Below are 20,165 nucleotides of genomic sequence, written 5' to 3' on the forward strand. Positions count from 1 at the left end.
AACGCAAGTCATGAAAACGACGATCTGCACCTGCTGCTGAAATAATTTTGCTGGTTCGCCACCGGCCGGCTCGTTTTCGTCTCCCGCAAGGTCTTACAGACAAACGGCCCGGTCAGGACAACTGACTGCCTCTAGGGAATTGCCGCATGTCCTTGCGCCTGAAACTTTACAACACGCTGACCCGCGAAAAGGCGGAATTTGCGCCCATCGATCCTGAAAACGTGCGCATGTATGTCTGCGGCCCGACGGTCTATGATTTCGCCCATATCGGCAACGCGCGACCCGTCATCGTGTTCGATGTTCTCTTCCGGCTGCTGCGCCATGTCTATGGCGAAAATCACGTCACCTATGCCCGCAACATCACTGACGTTGATGACAAGATCAATGCGCGGGCGCTGCGGGACTATCCGCATCTGCCGCTCAACGATGCCATCCACGCCGTGACGGAAAAGACGGCTGACCAGTTCCATGCGGACGTCGCGGCGCTGGGCTGCCTTCAGCCAAGTGTCGAACCGCGCGCGACCGACAATATCGCACAGATGATCGACATCATCGAGAAACTGATCGCACGCGGCCACGCCTATGCGGCCGGTGGCGAGGTCTTGTTCGACACTCGCTCCATGGCGGATTACGGGCAGCTTTCGAAGCGTCCGCTGGACGAGCAGCAGGCGGGCGCGCGCGTGGCGGTGGATGCCCACAAGAAGAACCCCGGCGATTTCGTGCTGTGGAAGCTTTCCTCCCACAACGAGCCCGGCTGGGAAAGCCCTTGGGGCCGCGGCCGTCCCGGCTGGCATATCGAATGCTCGGCTATGTCCGGCCGCTACCTCGGTGACGTTTTCGACATTCACGGCGGCGGGCTCGACCTCATCTTCCCACATCACGAGAACGAAATCGCCCAGTCCCGTTGCGCGCACGGCACGCATGTCATGGCGAACGTGTGGATGCATAACGGCTTTGTGCAGGTGGAAGGCCGCAAGATGTCGAAGTCCGAGGGCAACTTCGTGACGATCTATGAATTGCTGCACACGGAGAAATTCGGCGGCCGGAAATGGCCGGGCGAGGTTCTGCGTCTTGCGATGCTGATGACGCATTATAGAGAGCCGATCGATTTTTCGGTAAAGCGTCTGGAAGAGGCCGAACGCCTGCTCGCCAAATGGCCGGCGGCGGAAGCCTCCGATGCCGCGCCGGATGAAACCGTGCTCGAGGCGCTTGCCGACGATCTCAACACCGTTGCGGCCGTGCAGGCGCTGCATGCATCGGCACACGCGGCCAATGTGAACCCATCCAAGCTGCCGGCCTTCGCGGCGAGTGCTGCCCTCTTGGGCGTGCTGCCGAAGACAACTGAAATGGACGAGGCCATCGTTTCGGCGGTCAACGCTCTGGTGGAATTGCGTCTGGAGATGCTGAAGGCGAAGAACTTTGCAGAGGCTGATCGGTTGCGCGATGAGCTTTCGGAGAAGGGCATTCAGTTGAAGGATGGCAAGGACAAGGAGACCGGCGAGCGGACGACGACCTGGGAGTTGAAGCGGTAGGGCTTGCGTCCAGCGCTTGAGGCTGCGGCTTGCGGTTTACCCCCCTCTGCCCTGCCGGGCATCTCCCCCACAGGTGGGGAGATCGACTCGTTGTTAGGCCCCGCATTTCTCTTCGGTCGAAATGGAGCGACGCAGGCGCGTCATGCCGATCTCCCTCCTTGTGGGGGAGATGCCCGGCAGGGCAGAGGGGGGTATCCTCGCCCACCACAATACGCTTGCGATTTTAAGTTCCCTCAACCAATCTAAGGCGAGGCACTAAACGGCGAGCCAGATCATGCCGCATGCAGATGTAGACCCAATGCATCGCAAATACGCGAAGCAAATGCGGAAAGTAATGACGGATGCCGAGCTGAAACTCTGGAACGCAATTCGCGCCCATCGCCTGGAAGGCTTGAGTTTCCGTAGACAAATGCCGATTGCCGGTTTTATCGTCGATTTCGCCTGTTCCGATCATCGACTTATTATCGAGATCGATGGCTCTCAACATACATCCGAGGCAGCATTACACTACGATCATGAAAGAACCGTGCGGCTTGAAAAAGACGGCTGGACCATCCTCCGCTTCTGGAACCATGACGTCCTCACAGACTTAGATAATGTCTGTCTCCACATTATCAGAACGATCCGGGAGGACCGAAGATGACGACATATACCGGCGGATGCCAATGCGGCGCGGTCCGTTTTCGCGCCACTGGCGACCTGAAAGACAGTTCCATCTGCCATTGCCGCATGTGCCAGAAGGCTTTCGGGGCTTATTACGCGCCACTGGTTTCAGTTCGCAATGTGGAGTTCACATGGACGCGCGGCGAGCCGAAACGCTTCCAGTCCTCCAGCGTCGTGAAGCGCGGCTTTTGCCCCGAATGCGGCACGCCGCTAACCTATGAGGCTCCGGATGGCATTGCGGTGGCGGCCGGCGCCTTCGACGATCCCGCCGCGCTGCCGCCAACCATCCAGTGGGGCGTGGAACGGAAGATCGGTTTTGTCGACAACCTCCACACCCTGCCCGCCGTTGCGACCGAGGACGACCTGACGCAGGTGGACTACCTTGCCAATCTCGTTTCCTATCAGCACCCCGACCACGACACCGAAAACTGGCCACCGGAGAACAGACAATGAGCGAAACGGGTTTTTCCGGCGGCTGCCAGTGCGGCGCCGTACGGTTCCATGCGGGCAAGCTCGGCAGGGCCTCCATCTGCCACTGCCGCATGTGCCAGAAACATTTCGGCAATTTCTTTGGCGCACTTGTGACTGCCGATCAGGCACATCTGACCTGGACACGCGGCCAGCCTGCCCTCTTCCGCTCGTCGCAGAAAATCCATCGCGGTTTCTGCAACAAGTGCGGCACACCGCTGACCTATCATTATCCCGGCGGCGTGGAGATCGCGATCGGCGCTTTCGACCATCCCGAGAAGATAGAGCCGCAGGTGCAGGTGAACATCCACAAGCGTATGCCGTGGATCGAGCAACTCTTCGCCAAACCGGCAGTCGAACAGGGCGTCGATGAGGCCGAGATCACCTCCTACCAACATCCGGATCATGACACGGCCGAATGGCCGCCTGAGGAACGATAAAACATGACTGAAGAACTGCGCGGCTTTTATCCAGAGATCGAACCCTTCGAGACCGGCATGCTCGACGTGGGTGACGGCCACACGATCTATTGGGAGCGGGTGGGCACACGCGGCGCTAAGCCGGCGGTCTTCCTGCACGGGGGCCCAGGCGGCGGAGTGAATCCCACCCATCGCCGGGTATTCGATCCCGATCTTTACGATGTCATCCTGTTCGATCAGCGCGGCTGCGGTCGCTCCACGCCACACGCGGAACTCAAAGCCAACACCACATGGCATCTGGTTGCCGATATTGAACGGCTGCGTGAACTCTGCGGCTTCGAGAAATGGCTGGTGTTCGGCGGCTCCTGGGGTTCGACGCTGGCGCTCGCCTATGCCGAAACCCATCCGGACCGCGTCAGCGAACTGGTCCTGCGCGGTATCTACACCGTCACCCGGCCGGAACTCGACTGGTACTACCAGTTCGGCGTCTCTGAAATCTATCCGGATCAATGGGAAAAATTCATCGCACCCATTCCCGAATCCGAACGCGGCGAGATGATGCAGGCCTATAATCGCTATCTCACAGGCACTGACGAAACGAAGAAGCTGGAATGCGCGAAAGCATGGAGCCAATGGGAGGGCGCGACCATTGCACTCGTCACCGATCCCGACCGCGTCGAGGATTTCGGTGAAGACAAATACGCGATTGCCTTCGCCCGCATCGAAAACCACTTCTTCGTTAATGGCGGCTGGCTTGAGGAAGGACAATTGCTGCGCGATGCCGGCAAGCTCAGGAATATTCCCGGTGTCATCGTGCATGGACGTTACGACATGCCCTGCCCGCTGAAATATGCCTGGCAGCTGGCCAAGGCCTGGCCGGACGCGGATTTCCACATTATCGAGGCCGCGGGACATGCGATGAGCGAGCCCGGCATTCTCGATCAACTGATCCGCGCTAACGACCGTTTTGCCGGGAAATAGTATTTATTTCAGCACGTTGTAGCGGCAGGATAAGATGATGATTCACGCAGGGGTTTCCTGCGGGAATCATTTACCCGGCGCTGATCAGCACGTTTGAAAGGCAAAGCGCCTTTTATTCATGCAGTTTTTCTCATGAACCCTTCACGGAAATGAATTGGCCGCCATTGTGCCGATCCGTTATAAAACGCCATCCGAACAATTGGCGGTACTCCCATGGCACTCGACAAAACGCTTCCAGCCCAAGAGGGCGGCGACAGCGCGCGCGGTTTTGCTTTCGCGCTTTCCGCATATCTTTTGTGGGGTTTCCTGCCCTTCTACATGAAGGCGGTTGCACATATTTCACCGATCGAGGTCATCGTGCATCGCGTCGTCTGGTCGGTGCCGATCGCAGCGGTGGTGCTGATCGTGCTCGGGCGCACGGCTGAAATCCGTACGGCGCTGAGAAGTCCGAAGATGCTTGCGATGGCGAGTCTTACGGCTGCGCTCATCAGTATCAACTGGGGCGTCTACATCTGGTCGATCGGCGCGGGCCGCGCACTTGATGCCGCGCTCGGCTATTTCATCAATCCGCTGTTCAGCATCTTCCTCGGTGCCGTACTGCTGAAGGAAAAACTCTATCCGGCGCAGATCGCCGCCATCAGCCTCGTGGCGGTTGCGGTGGCCATCCTCACCTGGCATGCGGGCAGCCTGCCGTGGGTTTCCATCGCGCTCACCGTTTCCTGGGGCTTTTACGCCTTTTTCCGCAAAACCCTGCCCATAGGCGCGACGCAGGGCTTCCTGCTGGAAGTCATGCTGCTGTCTATTCCCGCCGTGCTGGTCATGATCTGGCTTGCGTTCAGCGGACAGGCGCATTTCATGGGCGGCAATTCCGCCGATACCTGGCTTCTGGCGGCAAGCGGCCTCATCACCGCCGTTCCCCTCATTCTCTATGGCAATGGTGCGAAACTGCTGAAGCTCTCCACCATCGGCATCATGCAATATATCGCGCCGACGATGATCTTCCTGATAGCCATTTTCGTCTTCAAGGAACCGTTCGACATGGTGCGTCTGGCGGCTTTCGCAATGATCTGGGTGGCGCTTGCGATCTACACCGGCTCAAGCCTGCTGCGGCTCAAGCGATGACCAAATCCTTTCTCACTCCTGCTCCCTGAGACAGGAGTGAGGTAGCCAGGCGTCAGTAATCCACCAGCAATTGCGGGTTTCCCTCATAGCCGAAGCGCGGCTTGACACCGAGGAGGCCCGCCGTCTGGGCGATGATCTCGCGCGTCATGGGGGCCGCTGTCGAGGCTGCCGTGCGGCCGCCGTTCACGCCGGTCCTTGGCGCATCGATCATGGTCAGCACGACATATTTCGGCTTGTGCATGGGAAAACCGGCCACGAAGGCGTTGAAATTGATGTCCTTGGCGTAACGGCCATTGATCACCTTGTCTGCCGTCCCCGTCTTGCCGCCGACATGAAACCCCTCCACCTGTGCGCCACGGCCGGAACCCTTGATGCCGTTCCAGTTGAAGAGGTAACGCATGTCGGCGCTCGTCCTGTCGTTGATGACGCTGCGCGCGAGCGATGCCGCAGCCTCTTTCGAACGCGGCAGGAAGGTCGGAGAGATCAGGCTTCCGCCATTGATAAGGGCTGCAGCGGCCACCGCCGTCTGCAACGGAGTGGTAGCAACGCCATGGCCGAAGGAGATGGTGACGGAATTGATCTTCTTCCAGTTTCTCGGCTGGGTCGGCGTGGCAACGCCGGGCATTTCCGTGTCCATTCTGGTCAGCAGACCAAGCTTCGTCAGGAATTGTTGATGGCCCTCGACACCGACCCTGTCGGCCACCGCCGCCGTGCCGATATTCGATGAAAATTGAAACACTTCCGGAATGGAGAGCGGCCGGTTTCTTCCCTTGAAATCCCTGATGGTGAAGCCGCCCATGCGGATCGGCCGCGACGCATCCACCACCGAATTGAGCGTAATCGCCCCGGCATCCAGACCCATGGCGAGCGTGAAGCTCTTGAATGTGGAGCCCATCTCGAAGGTGGCGTTGCTCATCCTGTTGAACCAGCCTTTTTCATACTCCTTGTCGACGCTGCCATCAGCGAGGGTGCGGGAAGGTTCGTTCGGATCGTAATCCGGGACGGAAGCCATGGCCAGCACTTCGCCCGTCTCCACATCGAGGATCACCGAACCGGCGGCTTCGGCCTGATAGGCACTTTTCGCCTTCACGACCACGTCGCGAACGATGTTTTGTACCCTGAGATCGATGGACAGCCGCACCGGTTCCAGTGGCGTGCCGCTGGCAAGACCCACAGCGCGCAGATCGGCCAGCCCCTGCTGGTCCAGGTAACGCTCCATGCCAGCGAGACCCTGATTGTCGACATTGACGTGGCCGATAATATGCGAAGCGGTTGGGCCGCCCGGATAAAACCGCCGTTTTTCCGGGCGGAAACCGATACCCGGTATGCCGAGATTGAGAATATCCGCCTGCTGCCGCGGTGTCAGCTGGCGTCGCAACCACTGGAAGCCTGTATCCGAACGCAATCTACGATGCGTCTCGCGCCAATCCAGATTGGGAATGACGGTCGCGAGTTTTTCCACCACCTCGTCCGGATCGACGATCCTGCGCGGATCCGCATAAAGCGATACCATGTTGAGATCGGTCGCCAGAAGCGTGCCGTTGCGGTCGACGATGTCAGGCCGTGAGGCGATGGCGTTGACGCCGGAATTGATCCATGCGGTGGAAACGGGTTCGGCGAGCCCATATTGAACGAGGCGCGCCGCGGCAACGCCATATATCGCAATGAAGACGGCGATGACGATCGCAAGCCGCGTCTTTGCCTCCGCCCGGCGGCGGGCGACCGAACCGAACACGACCTCCCTGCCCCGCAGTGGGTTTCTCTTGATAATGAAATGCGTCCGGCTCTTCAGCCGCATCACGAAAGCAATCATTGCCGATGACACCCACCCGAGGCGGCGGAGCAAAATTCCGCGATAACCAACGCCTGGGAAACGGTGACACAGGATCAGTCGCCGGGCCACGAAAAGGACGGGCGGAAGGATGCCGCCGTTAAATCTATATTAATATACATTTAAAATTGTAACGAGCCGCCTGAGCGGCCGTTAACAATCGCCGGGCCTACAGGCGCGAAATCACCGAAGGGTCGCCTTCAGGGTTCTGCTGCGCCAGCGCGCGGTCGATGATGGCGGGGACGATATCCTTCACCTCGTCAATGATGAGCGGGTTGAGAAGATGCGCACGGTGGATGAAGCCCTGGTCACGCATATGTTGCACGAGTTCCAGCATCGGGTTCCAGAAACCGTTGATATTGGCGAAGACCATTGGCTTCGCGTGACGGCCGAGCTGCGCCCAGGTCATGATCTCCACGATCTCTTCCAGCGTGCCGACACCGCCCGGCAGGGTGACGAAAGCATCCGAGCGCTCGAACATCATGTGTTTGCGCTCGTGCATGTCCTTTGTGATGACAAGCTCGTTCAATTGTCCGAGAGAATGGCGTGTTGCCTCCATATCGACCAGAAATTCCGGTATGATGCCCGTCACTTCGCCGCCATTGGAAAGAACGCCGCTGGCAACTGCGCCCATGATGCCCTTGGTGCCGCCACCATAAACCAGGCGAATGCCGTTTTCGGCAATGGATTTCCCAAGCGCACGGCCTGCTTCCATGTGGGCGGGATCACGTCCGGGCTGGGAGCCGCAATAAACGCAGATGGATCGAATCGCTGTATCTTTGTCCGTCATGAAGGGAAGGAACTATGTGCGATGCGGCACGTCAAGAAAATTTGGGAAATCCCTTGCAAATATGGCCTTTTGGCCACTCACCGCTTGTCTGGCGCTAGGTAAGACGCTAGCAATCTCAACTCGTGTGAAAAGCTTGAATTATCCGGAGCACCCAGGATGAAAAACAATAAAGCCGGTTTGCTGGCGCTGATCGTGTTGGGGATTGCATCCCTGCTCATGATCTTTTTCGTCCTGCCGCGGATTTCAAACGACGGCAAGCCGATCGGCGACGCCATCAACGAGGCGGGCAACGCCGTGAAGAACAGCGTGGAAATGGGCGCCGACAAGGCGGGCGACATCCTGTCCGATGCGGCAGAAGAAACCGCCAATATCGCCGACAAGGTCGGCCGTCTGGCGGCTTCCGCCACACAGTCGATCAAGGATCTGACCACGCTTTTCGCCGACAGCAAGGTTCCCTCCGACGCCGATTTCGCAGCGGCGCGCAAGAAGGTCGAGACCTCGCTCAAGGAACTGACGAATATCGAAATTCCCGAGTCGCTGGATGAAACGACGTCGCGGCTCATCACCACAGCCCGCACCGCCGCCGAGCGCACCACGGCCTTCCTGCGCGGCCTGCCTGACAATGCGGCGGCAGCGGCGGCGCAGGTGCGTCGTCTCGCGGGCGTCTTCGCCGGCACCGACGATGGCGCGCCCGAAGCGGCGAAGCCGGCGGCGGCGCCAGCCGATGCCGCGCAGACCTCTTCCGGCGCGCCGACTTTCGACGTCCTGCGCGTCGAGCCTGATGGTTCGGCGGTTGTTGCCGGCAAGGCGCAGCCGGGTGCGAAACTTGAAATCCTGAGCAACGGCAAGGTCGTCGCCCAGACAACGATCGACGGCTCCGGCGATTTCGCAGCCGTTTTCGACAATCCCCTGCCGCCCGGCGACCATGAACTGGTGCTGCGTTCGACCGATACCGCCGGCAAGGCGACGCAGTCTGAGGAAGTGGCGACGGTTTCCGTTCCGGAAGGCAAGGCCGGCGAGCTTCTGGCCATGGTTTCAAAGCCCGGCAAGGCAAGCCGGGTCCTCGCCATGCCGGAGGCGGCCCCTCCGGCGCTTCAGCCGCAAACGCCATCACAACAGCCTGCGGCAACGGCTGCGACCAACGCCAATGCGGCCTCCGTACCGCTTGCCGGCGCGGCCGCTGCCGCCGCTCCGTTGACGTCGAGCGTCCAGGTCACTGCCGTCGAGTTCGAGGGATCGAAGATTTTCGTCGCGGGTTCCGCGCCCGCCGGTTCGACGGTTCGCGCGCTGGTCGATGACAGGGAAATCGGCAAGGCCACGACGGAAGCCTCCGGGCATTTTGTCATCGAAGGCGACGTTGATCTCGCCGTTGGCAGCCACATCATCACCGTCGAGGAGCTGAATGCCGACGGCACCGCGAAAGTGCGCGTGCGCGTTCCGTTCGAAAGGCCGCAGACCGACCAGGCAACCGTCGCGATGCAGACGCCGTCTGGTTCTTCGTCAGCGGCCACGACTGCAGCGCCGGCCGAAAACCAGAGCACGGCAAGCGACCGCGCCGCTTTCGAAAAGCTGCGCACCGATGTCGCCAAGGCCTTCGGCATCCTCTCCAATCTCTATAGGGACCAGGCGACACCGGCGCTCGATCAGGCAATTGCCGGCCGCTCCGCCTTGGTGATCGCGCTGAAATCGCTTTCGGAGTTCCGCACCGCGGCAGCCACCGAGCCGGACTTCACAGCCTTCGCCGGCGACATCGCCGCCAAGGCGCGCCAGCTGCTGACATCGGTCGAAGCCTGGCCGAATGACGTGGCGGCAATCGGCAAGGGGCTGGCTTCGCTGGCCAGCAGGCTTGCCGAACTCCACATCACCGCGCCGCCCGCTCCCACGCCACAGGCGCCAGCCGGTCCGCAGACCTTCGAGCAGGCGCCGCTGGCCGAAAGCCAGAACAGCGTCATCATCCGCCGTGGTGACACGCTGTGGCAGATTTCGCGCCGCGTCTATGGCCAGGGCGTCCGTTATACCACGATCTATCTCGCCAATGAGGACCAGATCAAAAACCCTGACCTGATCGAGCCCGGCCAGATTTTCGGCGTGCCGAAAGAGGCCCTGCCGAATGCGGAAGAACTTCACCGCAAGCGGCTGAAAGGTGGCTCTTGAGCAACTGAACCGTTGCGGTAAATCCGCAACGATCCTATCTGTGACGCGCGCGGCGGCTTGACCAAAGCCGCCGTCATGCTGTCGGCTTCCGGCAGTGCCCGGAGAGTATGATGGCCACGAAGAAAAAAACCATTTCTGCGGATTCCAGCAATCCCACACAGACGCTGATCAATCTCTGGCCATATATGTGGCCGGAGGGGCGGTGGGATCTGAAGATGCGGGTGGTCTGGGCCACCGTATACCTTGTTGTCGCCAAGCTGGTCCTCATCTCCGTCCCCTATTTCTTCAAATGGGCGACGGACGCGCTGAATGGCAGGCTCGATATGGCGGGGCTGGTCCCGGCCTTCCTGCTGGGCGCGGTCGCCCTTGTCATCGCCTATAATCTGACGCGGCTGATACAGGTCGGGCTTAACCAGCTGCGCGATTCGCTTTTCGCCAGCGTCGGTCAGCACGCGGTCCGCCAGCTGGCCTACAGAACATTCGTACACATGCACCGGCTTTCGCTGCGCTTCCATCTGGAGCGCAAGACCGGCGGGCTCTCGCGGGTTATCGAGCGTGGCACCAAGGGCATCGAGACCATTGTCCGCTTCACCATCCTCAACACCGCACCGACCTTCATCGAATTCCTGCTGACGGCAATCATCTTCTGGGCGTCCTACGGCTTTTCCTACGTTCTCGTCACGGTCATCACCGTCTGGGCCTATATCTGGTTCACTGTCCGGGCCAGCAACTGGCGAATCTCCATCCGCCGCGCGATGAACGACAGCGACACCGATGCCAATACCAAGGCAATCGACTCGCTGCTGAATTTCGAGACCGTCAAATATTTCGGCAATGAAGAGATGGAGGCGCAGCGCTTCGATGTCGCAATGGCGCGTTACGAAAAATCGGCGATCTCGATCTGGACCTCACTCGGCTGGCTGAACTTCGGCCAGGGTGTAATTTTCGGCCTTGGCTCCACCGTCATGATGGTGATGTCGGCGCTTGCCGTGCAGCGCGGCGAACAGACGATCGGTGATTTCGTCTTCATCAATGCACTTTTGCTGCAGCTTTCCGTGCCGCTCAATTTCATCGGTTTCGTCTATCGCGAAATCCGCCAGGGCCTCGCCGATATCGAGCAGATGTTCGAGCTTCTGGAAGTGGAAGCCGAGGTTACCGACAGGCCGGGTGCGACGCCGCTCGCCGCCGGTCCCGGCGCGATCTCGTTCCGCGACGTGCATTTTGCCTATGATGCCGAGAGACCGATCCTGAAGGGCATTTCCTTCGACGTGCCGGCGGGCAAGACAGTTGCCATTGTCGGGCCTTCGGGTGCAGGAAAATCAACGATCTCGCGGCTGCTCTACCGTTTCTACGATATCCAGGAAGGGGCGATCACGATTGACGGGCAGGATGTCCGCGACGTGACGCAAAAGAGCCTCCGTTCCGTCATCGGCATGGTTCCGCAGGATACGGTGCTGTTCAACGATACACTGGCCTACAATATCCGTTACGGTCGCCCTTCGGCGAATGACGAAGACATCACGGCGGCAGCGGATGCAGCCCAGATCAGCGCCTTCATCGGAAAGCTTCCGGATGGCTACGCCACCATGGTCGGGGAGCGCGGGCTGAAGCTCTCCGGTGGCGAAAAGCAGCGTGTGGCGATTGCCCGGACGATCCTCAAGGCACCGCCGATCCTGATCCTCGACGAGGCGACCTCGGCGCTCGATACGCATACGGAGCAGGAAATCCAGAGCGCGCTTGATATCGTTTCGAAAAACCGCACCACACTGGTCATCGCCCACCGGCTCTCGACGGTGATCGGCGCAGATGAAATCATCGTGCTGAAGGAAGGGCTGATCGCGGAGCGCGGCACGCACACATCCCTGATGGCCCAGAACGGTCTTTACGCCTCGATGTGGAGCCGCCAGCGCGAAGCTATCCGGGCCGAAGAGATGCTGCGCCATGTTCGCGAAACCGACGATCTCGGTGTCGTGGACCGTGGCGAACCAGCGCATTGAGGCGCATAAACGCCTGATAACGGCCCCCGCATGGCAAGGGGACCATTGCCGGGCGGTCCGTTTGGCTGTAACCAGCTAGGCAAAATTTGTCGCACGTCCGTATGGATCATGTCGTATCACGACCACATATAGACGCGACAGACAAAACCGGAGCAAGGAACCATATGAATCTGTTCGACACCATTCGCAACACCATCGTACCGATCCACAAGGAAGGTTATGTCTTCGTAGCCGCTTTCTTCGTGGCATCGCTGGTGCTCGGCTGGATCGCCGAACCGCTGTTCTGGGTCGGCCTGGTGCTGACGGCCTGGTGCGCCTATTTCTTCCGCGATCCCGAGCGCGTGACGCCGCAGGATGACGACCTGATCATCAGCCCCGCCGATGGCAGGGTTTCCGCCGTACAGACCGTCATCCCGCCGCTGGAACTGGAGCTGGGCAAGGAGCCGATGGTGCGTATCTCGGTGTTCATGAACGTCTTCAACTGCCACGTGAACCGTTCGCCGGTCCGCGGCCGCATCGTCAATGTTGCCTACCGTCCCGGCCTGTTTCTCAATGCCGAGGTGGACAAGGCTTCCGAGGACAATGAGCGCAACGGCCTCGTCATCGAAACGTCGCATGGCAAGGTCGGCGTGGTGCAGATCGCCGGCATGGTCGCTCGGCGCATCGTCTGCTGGGTCAAGCCAAACGAGCCCGTCGATGCCGGCGAGCGTTTCGGCCTTATCCGCTTCGGCTCGCGCCTTGACATCTTCCTCCCGGAAGGCTTCCAGCCGCGTGTATCCGTGGGTCAGACGGCAATCGCCGGCGAGACCGTGCTGGCAGAGTTCGGTTCCGCCAAGGGTCCGCTCCTCAGCCGCCGCGGCTGATGACGATCAGGAAAGACATGCGCCATGGAAACGCCGATCGCCGAACCGCCGCAGAACGGAAAACATGAGGGCAGAAAGGATAGCGGCCGCGGGCCGCGCCTGAGAGAAATTCCCTTTCGCCTGCTTGTTCCCAATCTCATCACCGTTCTGGCCATCTGCGCCGGCCTCAGCGGCGTGCGGCTGGCCATCGAAGGGCGTTTCGAACTCGCCGTTGGCATGGTGCTGCTCGCGGCCTTCCTCGACGGCATAGACGGGCGCATCGCCCGCATGATGAAAGCGACGTCCAAATTCGGCGAACAGATGGATAGTCTGGCCGATATCGTCAATTTCGGTGTCGCGCCCGCGCTGGTGGTCTATGCCTATCTTCTCGATCAGGCGCGGTCGATCGGCTGGATCGCCGCCCTCATCTATGTCATCGCCGCGGGTCTGCGCCTGGCGCGCTTCAACGTGATGATCGAACGGCCGGTCAAGGCGCCATGGCAGAACGAGTTTTTTGTCGGCGTCCCTGCCCCGATGGGTGCCATGCTGGTGCTGCTGCCGGTCTATCTCGGCTTCCTCGGCGTCGAGCCGGACAAGCCATTCGCTTATGTCGCTGCCGCCTATACCGTGCTGATCGGTTATCTCCTTATCAGCCGCCTCCCGGTCTGGTCGGGAAAATCAGGCACAAGCCGTATCCGCCGCGATCTCGTGCTGCCGATGATCCTCGTCGTCGTTCTCTATGTGGCCATGCTGATGAGCTTCACCTGGGAGGTGCTGGTTCTCACCGTTGCCGCCTATCTCGTCTTCATTCCCATCAGCGCGCGGCTCTGGCACCGCCGCTACGGTACGCTTACGATCGAAGAGGACGCGCATGACGACGGAAATGGCGGCAATGGCCTCGATCGCAGCATTTAAAACCGCAGGTATCATTTTTCTTGCTTCACCTATCTGCGCCGTGGCGCAAAATGTCGCACCCTGAACGGCCGGCTTCGCGTTTTCCGCCTCGAATCCGTCAAGATTAGCCGCGAAAGAAGGGGCTCACACGCATCGCAACGGCGTTTGGCGTGAATTGTGGAGAGAGAAAATGACGAACGAGACGAAGGCACAGCCGCAGGCAAAGCCGGACCTCAAAAGCCACTACCGCCCGCTCGGACTGAAGGCCGTCGCGGCCGCAGCGCTGATGTTGAAGCGCAAGCCCGCAGCCAAAACCGCTTGAAAATAAACGATTTTTCTTAAATCGGACAGGTCGGCGCCTGATAGGTCAGCTGACCGAAGACGGTCAATCCGGGATAACCGAGCACAACACGGCGCTATGAATGGCGCCGTTTTCTTTTGCTACCGTCATGCGCCATTCCGGCCAGGACCATGGAGCCGATCCGTTATAGTGTAACGTGACTGCAACAAAACCATGCTAAAGTATTCGACTTCCACGAGACGACTGTACGGACAGTCTCGCATCAATTACTGAGAAATTACAAATTTTCTACTTTAGAGATTCATTCCTCTGCGGTTACCAAGATTTTCAATACCGTGACGTGCGGTGGCGAAAGAATGAAGTTTCGTGGAGACATCATGAAGACGGCCATGGGGGGCTTGGGCGGCATGCAGGATAAAATCCTTCTGATTGAAGATTCCGTTGCTCTGTCCATGCTGCTGAAGACGCGCCTTTCGGAAGAGACGCAGGCCGAGGTGATCCACTGCGACAGCATGGCCGCGGCCGATACCCTGCTGCGCGCTCATGATTTCACGCTGGCGCTGACGGGTCTCAATCTTCCCGACGCTCCGAAGGGTGAAATTCTGGCGCTGCTCTCCGAACGCAAAGTGCCCGCCATCGTCTTCACCGCGACAGTGGATGAGGAGGCCCGCAAGCGTTATGCCGAGAAGAAGATCATCGACTATATCGTCAAGGACGGTCACCGCACCGTCGACGCGGTGGTCAAAACTGTCGACAGGATTCTGACCAACAGACAGTTTTCCGTTCTGGTGGTGATGATGCGCGGACCGCGCGCTCCGGCCTCGTGGAAATTCTGGAACGGCAGAACTTCAAGGTCAGCGAGGCGCATTCGGGCAATCGCGCGCTGGAAATCCTGGCGCAGGACCCGTCCATCCAGCTCGTCATCACCGATTATCACATGCCCGATATGGACGGTTACGAACTTACGCGCCGCATTCGCGACAGCCGCTCCTCGGAGGATCTGCGCGTGATCGGCATATCATCCTCCACGGACCGGCTGCTTTCAGCAAGCTTCCTGAAGGCGGGCGCGTCGGATTTCGTCTATCGCCCCTTCGTGCCGGAAGAGTTGCAGTGCCGTATCGACAACAACATAGAAACGCTGAAACAGCTCAAGCGCCTGCGCGAACTGGCCGAGCGCGATCATCTGACAGGCTTGCCAAACCGCCGCTCCTTTTTCGAGCGCACCCGTGCGCTCATGGACGTTATCAATGACAATGACGAAAATGGCGCCGTCGCCATCCTCGACATCGATCACTTCAAGAAGATCAACGACACGCTGGGGCACGATGCGGGCGACCGGGCTCTAAAAAAGCTGGCGGAGCTTCTGCACGACAAGTGCGACGCGCACCGCCATATCCCCGCCCGTCTGGGCGGCGAGGAATTCGCGGTCTTCCTGCGTGGCCTGGATGCCCACGCCGCCTATGCGTTCTGCGAAGAATTGCGCGCCCATGTGGAAAAAAGCGGCCGACAATTGAGCGGCAGCAGCCTCGCACTGACGATCTCGCTCGGCGTCGTAGAGATCGAGAAGGGCGAGCCCTTCGACAACCAGTTGAATGCCGCCGATCAGCTGCTCTATCTCGCCAAGGCGAACGGCCGCAACCGCGTCTATTCCGATATCATGATCCAGGAAGGTTTGCAGAAGATCGGGCGGAACGGCTGAGTTTCTTCCGGAACTGAGGCATGGGGAGCCAGCGGATGAGGCTTGTTTCTTCTCCCCGCCGGGGAGAAGCCCGTGGCAGCGGGATGAGGGGCAAGCCCACCGTATATCTCTGCCGTAGCCCCCTCATCCGACCCTTCGGCCACCTTCTCCCCCTCGGGGAGAAGAATTGGCGGCAATGTCAGAGCTTAGATAACCAGCCTCACACGCTGCGCAAAGACGTCAAAACAGCGACATCTGCCCCTCGTCCTTCGCCGGTTTGATCTTTGCCAGCGGCACGCTTTCCGGCACTGGCTCGATGAGATCGGCGCCGACATTGGCGACCTTGTTGACCTTGTCCGAGACGGGAATCATCTCAAAGAAATCATCCTGAACCGGCCGCATCAGATCGGCGACCTCGCGTGGTTCCTGGGTCTTGCAATCGAGCCAACGGCTGAAATCCTCAGGCGCGATGACAACGGGCACGCGGTCGTGAATGCGCCCGATGGCGGCATTGGCGGCCGTGGTGAGGATAACGCCGGTATCGACCTCCGAACCATCGGCCGAAGACCATGTCTCCATGAGACCGGCGAAGGCGACGATGCCGCCTTTCTTCGGGCGAATGAAATAGGGCTGGGGTTTGCCGCCCTCTTCCTTCGGCGGACGTCGCCATTCATAAAAGCCGGTCGCAGGCACGAGCACACGGCGATGGCGCATGGCGGCGCGGAAGGAGGCCTTGCCGATTGCCGTTTCCGAACGCGCGTTGATGAGCAGCGGAAAATCCTTCGGGTCCTTGACCCATCCGGGCAGGAAACCCCACCGAACCAGCACTGCCCGGCGATTGGGCAGGTTGCTGCCGCGCTCCTGCCGTTCACCCTCCATGACAATCAATATCGGCTGCGTGGGCGCGATATTGAAGCGGGCGGGGAAATCCTCTAGCCCGATCAGGTCAAGATAATCGGCAATCTCTTCCGGCGTCGCTTTCAGGACGAAACGTCCGCACATATGTTTCTCCTCAACCCCGCGGCCCGAACAGGATGATGGTGGCCCCTGCGAGACAAACGGCACCGCCGGCGATATCCCATTTGTCCGGCGCGTGGCCCTCGACCCCCCAGAGCCACAAAAGGGAAGCGGCGATATAGATGCCGCCATAAGCGGCATACGCCCTGCCTGCGGCCTCCGCTGGCACCACCGTCAGGAGCCAGGCAAAAGCGGCCAGCGACAACATGCCCGGCAACAATATCCACGCCGTTCTGCCAAGTTTCAGCCAGGCCCAGAAGGAAAAACAGCCGGCAATTTCGGCAAGAGCCGCCAACGCATAGATAAGATAGATCTTCATTCCACCGTCTTCTGCCTGCACAATCGAACCGATTCTGGACTATAACATCGGCGCAGAAACCGGAATCGATTTTTCCAGACCGTCCGACCGAGACACGCGAAACCTTACATGACCGTTCGTATCAAGCCCCGCCTCGCCTCCTCCACCATCGTCAGAAATGGCGACCGGCTTTTGCTCGTGCGCCGCATCAATCCCCCGTCGAAGGACATGTTCGCCTTTCCCGGCGGCCGGGCCGAGGAAGGCGAAACGCCGGCCGAGACGGCGCTACGTGAACTGCACGAGGAAACCGGCATTGTCGCACGCGATCCGCAACTTTTCGCGACCTACGATCTTCCCTCGCACGATGCAAATGGGACCCTGACGAGCCATTTTTTGCTCTCCGTCTTCACCGTGGAAACGGATGCCGATCCGCTTGTGACCGTCGGCGATGACGCAGCGGACGCAGGCTGGTACACGCTTGCGGAAATCCGCCGAATGCCGGCCCCGGAAAGCGTGGTGGAATGCGCCGAGCGGCTGCTAGCATGATTGCCAGCAGGGCAGAATCGCGATTATCTAGACCCGTCCGCCCGCCGGATGTTCACGAGTATGTGTGGGGCAGAATAAAATTTTGATACGACCAACCATTTTCCTGTCTCTTTTCCTGACCATGCTGCCGACCGGGCAAAACGGCGCCGTTTACGCGCAGCCTTCCAAGGCAGCATCCGAGGCACGTCCTGCGGACACGGCACCTCCCAAACCCGCGCCCTATGACGACAAGCTGGCACGGCTGTCGGAAATATTGGGTGCGGTGCAATATCTGAGAACGCTGTGCCCTTCTTCCGGACCGGAGGACTGGCGCAAATCGATGGGCGACCTTCTGGCTGCGGACACGGCCAACGAACCTGAACGACGTCAGCGCATGACGGCTGCATTCAACCGTGGATACCGCTCCTTTGCGGCCATTCACACCAGTTGCACACGCGCCGCCATCATGGCAGAAGAGAACTACCGTAACGAAGGGGCAACACTCGCTCAGGAAATCGCGTCCAGGTTCGGAAATTAGAGGATTATTAACCTCTTTTCGCCGCAGCCCGTGCCGTTTTGATAAAAGGCTGCTAGTGTTGTTAACAGGGTGGTAAGGACTTGCCCGCCCTGTCGAGGATGAAAAATGCAGACAAGCCGTAACGAAATCGACGATATGATCGTGCATGAAAAGATGCAGGTCGCTCTGGAACACCAGAACGAGGCATGGGCTGACGGCATGGCCGACGGCATCGAGCCGGAGATCATCGCCGATGCTGCAATCGCTCTGGCCATGCGCGAAACCATCCGGATCCACGGCGAGGCTGGCGCGGAAGCAATGCTGGAATCGCTGCGTCAGCGCATGCTTCAAGGCGAATTTTCTCCGCAGCGGGTGATACAGTAAAGCCGGGGTCTATCATGTCTTGCCTGAGCAAGGGGCTTTTGCGCTCTTCCGCCCTGCTATCCATCGTGCTCGCTCTGACCGCCGGGTCGATTGGCCTGCCGGGCCAAGCCTTTGCGCTTTCCGAGCTGAAGCCGGCCCAGAACAACGAAGGCGAGCCACAGGCTCAGAAGGGCGAACAGCCTGAGCAGACCGCGCCCGCCGAGCCGGACGAAATCGAGGGCGATTCGGAAGGCATTCCCCTGCCCGACCCTCTGGTCGACCGATCTGCCGCGCAGACGAACCAGCAATCGTCCAAGCCGGACAATACCCCCGAAATGTCAGTGGTCATCGAACACGATATTTCCAAGGCACCGGAAGCCGTACGCAAGCTGCGCCAACAGATCATCGACGCGGCAGCGACGGGCGATATTGAAAAGTTGCGGCCATTCATCGCTGCCGGCCAGAAAGAGTTCCGTATCGACGGCAATGACGGCGAAGACCCGATCGCAGCACTGAAAAGCTATTCAGGAGATACCGACGGGCTGGAAGTGCTGGCGATCATCATCGACCTCCTGTCGACCGGTTACGCCCATATTGATGCCGGCACGCCGGACGAAGCCTATGTTTTCCCCTATTTCGCCGGAAAGCCGCTCAATACGCTGACACCGCCGGAAAAAGTGGAACTGCTGCGCATCATCACTGCCGGCGACCTTGCGGATATGCAGGAATACGGCAATTACAGCTTCTATCGCATCGGCATCTCGCCTGATGGCAAGTGGAAGTTCTTTACCGCCGGCGATTGATCCTATCCCGGCGCTTGCCGTTCTTTTGCAAAAATCCTAACTGTGCGGAATGAGCGTCCGGCACCGGTACATGTGCTGTTGCCCAGACGCATAGTCTCGACGAACCGAACGGTGACGCCATGCCTTCCGCTTTTCTTGCCGACCGCCGCCTGATCCGGGTTTCCGGCACCGGCGCCGAGGAGTTTCTGAACAATCTCATTACCACCGATGTGGAGCATCTGCCTGAAGGGGAAGCCCGCGCCTGCGCCCTTCTGACCCCTCAGGGCAAGATCCTGTTCGATTTCCTCATCGCGCGCGACGGAACGGACTATCTCATCGAGATCACCGCTTCCGAACAGGAAGCGCTGTTGCGCCGCCTGACGATGTACAAGCTGCGCGCTCCCGTCGATCTGAAAGCGGAAGCCGCCGAAGGTGTGAGCGTTTTCTGGGAGGAACAGGCACCTCAGCCTGCGTTAAGGGACGGCCGTTTCGCCAAGGCGGGTCTCGATCTATTCCGCATTCCGGGCGCAACTGCCGCTGGCGACGCAGCCGTCTATGATGTGCTGCGTGTCGAATACGGCATTGCCGAAGCTGGCCGCGACTATGCGCTGCAGGATGCTTTTCCGCATGACGTGCTGATGGATGTGAACGACGGGGTGTCATTCAAGAAGGGCTGCTTTGTCGGCCAGGAAGTTGTATCGCGCATGAAACATCGCGGTACGGCAAGGCGGCGTGTTGTCCTTGTTTCAGCGCAGGACGCCCTCCCCGGCAGCGGCGTGGACATTACCGCACAGGGCAAATCCGTCGGTACGCTCGGCACCGTCTGCGGCAACAAGGCACTCGCCATCGCGCGCATCGACCGCATTGCCGCGGCGCTCGCGTCCGGCACGCCGCTTCTCGCGGAAACTGTTCCCGTCGCCGTTGCCCTGCCCGCCTGGAGCGGTCTTTCCTTCCCGGCGGCCGATCCGGCGGCACAGGCGGAGGAATAGAG

Annotated in this window: 20 protein-coding genes and 1 pseudogene; 17 read left to right on the top strand and 4 right to left on the bottom strand. The window is 59.8% G+C overall.

The window, feature by feature from the left end; all coding sequences use genetic code 11:
- Nucleotides 1-146: 146 nt before the first annotated feature.
- From cysS to rarD, 6 genes are all read left to right on the top strand, one after another.
- Nucleotides 147-1,532 (top strand): cysteine--tRNA ligase, encoded by a 1,386-nt coding sequence (cysS, locus tag FHW77_RS15135; protein WP_004441011.1) that lies wholly within the window; start codon nt 147-149, stop codon nt 1,530-1,532.
- A gap of 274 nt (nt 1,533-1,806) precedes the next feature.
- The gene (locus FHW77_RS15140; protein WP_004441009.1) at nt 1,807-2,175 is read left to right on the top strand and encodes an endonuclease domain-containing protein; all 369 of its coding nucleotides are present in this window, start codon (nt 1,807-1,809) and stop codon (nt 2,173-2,175) included.
- Nucleotides 2,172-2,648: a GFA family protein gene (locus FHW77_RS15145; protein ID WP_004441007.1), complete on the top strand. Its 477-nt coding sequence runs from the start codon at nt 2,172-2,174 to the stop codon at nt 2,646-2,648. Before FHW77_RS15140 ends, FHW77_RS15145 begins: the two co-directional genes overlap by 4 nt.
- Nucleotides 2,645-3,103: a GFA family protein gene (locus FHW77_RS15150; RefSeq protein ID WP_004441005.1), complete on the top strand. Its 459-nt coding sequence runs from the start codon at nt 2,645-2,647 to the stop codon at nt 3,101-3,103. The genes FHW77_RS15145 and FHW77_RS15150 overlap by 4 nt, the downstream gene beginning before the upstream one ends.
- A 3-nt stretch (nt 3,104-3,106) precedes the next feature.
- The gene (gene pip / locus FHW77_RS15155) at nt 3,107-4,063 is read left to right on the top strand and encodes a prolyl aminopeptidase (protein ID WP_034495822.1); all 957 of its coding nucleotides are present in this window, start codon (nt 3,107-3,109) and stop codon (nt 4,061-4,063) included.
- Between the two features lie 213 nt (nt 4,064-4,276).
- Complete coding sequence (gene rarD / locus FHW77_RS15160; protein WP_034495824.1) at nt 4,277-5,185, top strand: EamA family transporter RarD; 909 nt, start codon at nt 4,277-4,279, stop codon at nt 5,183-5,185.
- 52 nt (nt 5,186-5,237) lie between these two features.
- Here the strand turns inward: rarD and FHW77_RS15165 are convergent, their stop codons facing one another.
- Both FHW77_RS15165 and FHW77_RS15170 read right to left on the bottom strand, forming a co-directional pair.
- Entirely contained in the window at nt 5,238-6,998 is a 1,761-nt protein-coding gene (locus tag FHW77_RS15165) for a peptidoglycan D,D-transpeptidase FtsI family protein (protein ID WP_004441000.1), read from the bottom strand.
- 187 nt (nt 6,999-7,185) lie between these two features.
- On the bottom strand, nt 7,186-7,806 hold the full coding sequence (locus FHW77_RS15170; RefSeq protein WP_004440999.1) for an LOG family protein: 621 nt from the start codon (nt 7,804-7,806) through the stop codon (nt 7,186-7,188).
- Between the two features lie 156 nt (nt 7,807-7,962).
- On the opposite strand from FHW77_RS15170, the gene FHW77_RS15175 reads away from it, so the two are divergent.
- The 6 genes and pseudogenes from FHW77_RS15175 (at nt 7,963) to FHW77_RS15195 (ending at nt 15,693) form a co-directional block, all read left to right on the top strand.
- Nucleotides 7,963-9,960: a LysM peptidoglycan-binding domain-containing protein gene (locus FHW77_RS15175; RefSeq protein WP_004440997.1), complete on the top strand. Its 1,998-nt coding sequence runs from the start codon at nt 7,963-7,965 to the stop codon at nt 9,958-9,960.
- 110 nt (nt 9,961-10,070) lie between these two features.
- Nucleotides 10,071-11,957, top strand: a complete 1,887-nt coding sequence (locus FHW77_RS15180) for an ABCB family ABC transporter ATP-binding protein/permease (RefSeq protein WP_004440995.1) — start codon at nt 10,071-10,073, stop codon at nt 11,955-11,957.
- A gap of 101 nt (nt 11,958-12,058) precedes the next feature.
- Nucleotides 12,059-12,820 carry a phosphatidylserine decarboxylase gene (locus FHW77_RS15185; protein ID WP_153775372.1) on the top strand — a complete coding sequence of 254 codons (762 nt, stop codon included), beginning with the start codon at nt 12,059-12,061 and terminating at the stop codon, nt 12,818-12,820.
- A 24-nt stretch (nt 12,821-12,844) separates the two neighbouring features.
- Entirely contained in the window at nt 12,845-13,714 is an 870-nt protein-coding gene (gene pssA / locus FHW77_RS15190; protein ID WP_004440987.1) for a CDP-diacylglycerol--serine O-phosphatidyltransferase, read from the top strand.
- Between the two features lie 169 nt (nt 13,715-13,883).
- Nucleotides 13,884-14,015 (top strand): hypothetical protein, encoded by a 132-nt coding sequence (locus tag FHW77_RS26750; protein ID WP_004440985.1) that lies wholly within the window; start codon nt 13,884-13,886, stop codon nt 14,013-14,015.
- Between the two features lie 386 nt (nt 14,016-14,401).
- Nucleotides 14,402-15,693, top strand: a pseudogene (locus tag FHW77_RS15195) (GGDEF domain-containing response regulator).
- A 219-nt stretch (nt 15,694-15,912) separates the two neighbouring features.
- Here FHW77_RS15195 and FHW77_RS15200 read toward each other — a convergent pair.
- The gene (locus FHW77_RS15200; RefSeq protein ID WP_004440981.1) at nt 15,913-16,674 is read right to left on the bottom strand and encodes an SOS response-associated peptidase; all 762 of its coding nucleotides are present in this window, start codon (nt 16,672-16,674) and stop codon (nt 15,913-15,915) included.
- A gap of 10 nt (nt 16,675-16,684) precedes the next feature.
- Nucleotides 16,685-17,008: a YnfA family protein gene (locus FHW77_RS15205; protein WP_004440978.1), complete on the bottom strand. Its 324-nt coding sequence runs from the start codon at nt 17,006-17,008 to the stop codon at nt 16,685-16,687.
- 108 nt (nt 17,009-17,116) lie between these two features.
- Here FHW77_RS15205 and FHW77_RS15210 point away from each other — a divergent pair, with 108 nt between their 5' ends.
- From FHW77_RS15210 to ygfZ, 5 genes are all read left to right on the top strand, one after another.
- Entirely contained in the window at nt 17,117-17,533 is a 417-nt protein-coding gene (locus FHW77_RS15210; protein ID WP_004440976.1) for an NUDIX hydrolase, read from the top strand.
- Nucleotides 17,534-17,615: 82 nt separating this feature from the next.
- Complete coding sequence (locus FHW77_RS15215; protein WP_034495832.1) at nt 17,616-18,050, top strand: TIGR02301 family protein; 435 nt, start codon at nt 17,616-17,618, stop codon at nt 18,048-18,050.
- Nucleotides 18,051-18,155: 105 nt separating this feature from the next.
- The gene (locus FHW77_RS15220; RefSeq protein ID WP_003501987.1) at nt 18,156-18,413 is read left to right on the top strand and encodes a hypothetical protein; all 258 of its coding nucleotides are present in this window, start codon (nt 18,156-18,158) and stop codon (nt 18,411-18,413) included.
- Nucleotides 18,414-18,427: 14 nt separating this feature from the next.
- Nucleotides 18,428-19,195: a hypothetical protein gene (locus tag FHW77_RS15225; RefSeq protein WP_004440964.1), complete on the top strand. Its 768-nt coding sequence runs from the start codon at nt 18,428-18,430 to the stop codon at nt 19,193-19,195.
- Nucleotides 19,196-19,314: 119 nt separating this feature from the next.
- Nucleotides 19,315-20,163: a CAF17-like 4Fe-4S cluster assembly/insertion protein YgfZ gene (gene ygfZ, locus FHW77_RS15230; protein WP_004440961.1), complete on the top strand. Its 849-nt coding sequence runs from the start codon at nt 19,315-19,317 to the stop codon at nt 20,161-20,163.
- The last annotated feature ends 2 nt before the right edge of the window (nt 20,164-20,165 follow it).

It is taken from the genome of Agrobacterium sp. RC10-4-1, from assembly GCF_014138475.1.
In the GTDB taxonomy this organism is placed as follows: Bacteria; Pseudomonadota; Alphaproteobacteria; order Rhizobiales; family Rhizobiaceae; genus Agrobacterium; species Agrobacterium pusense.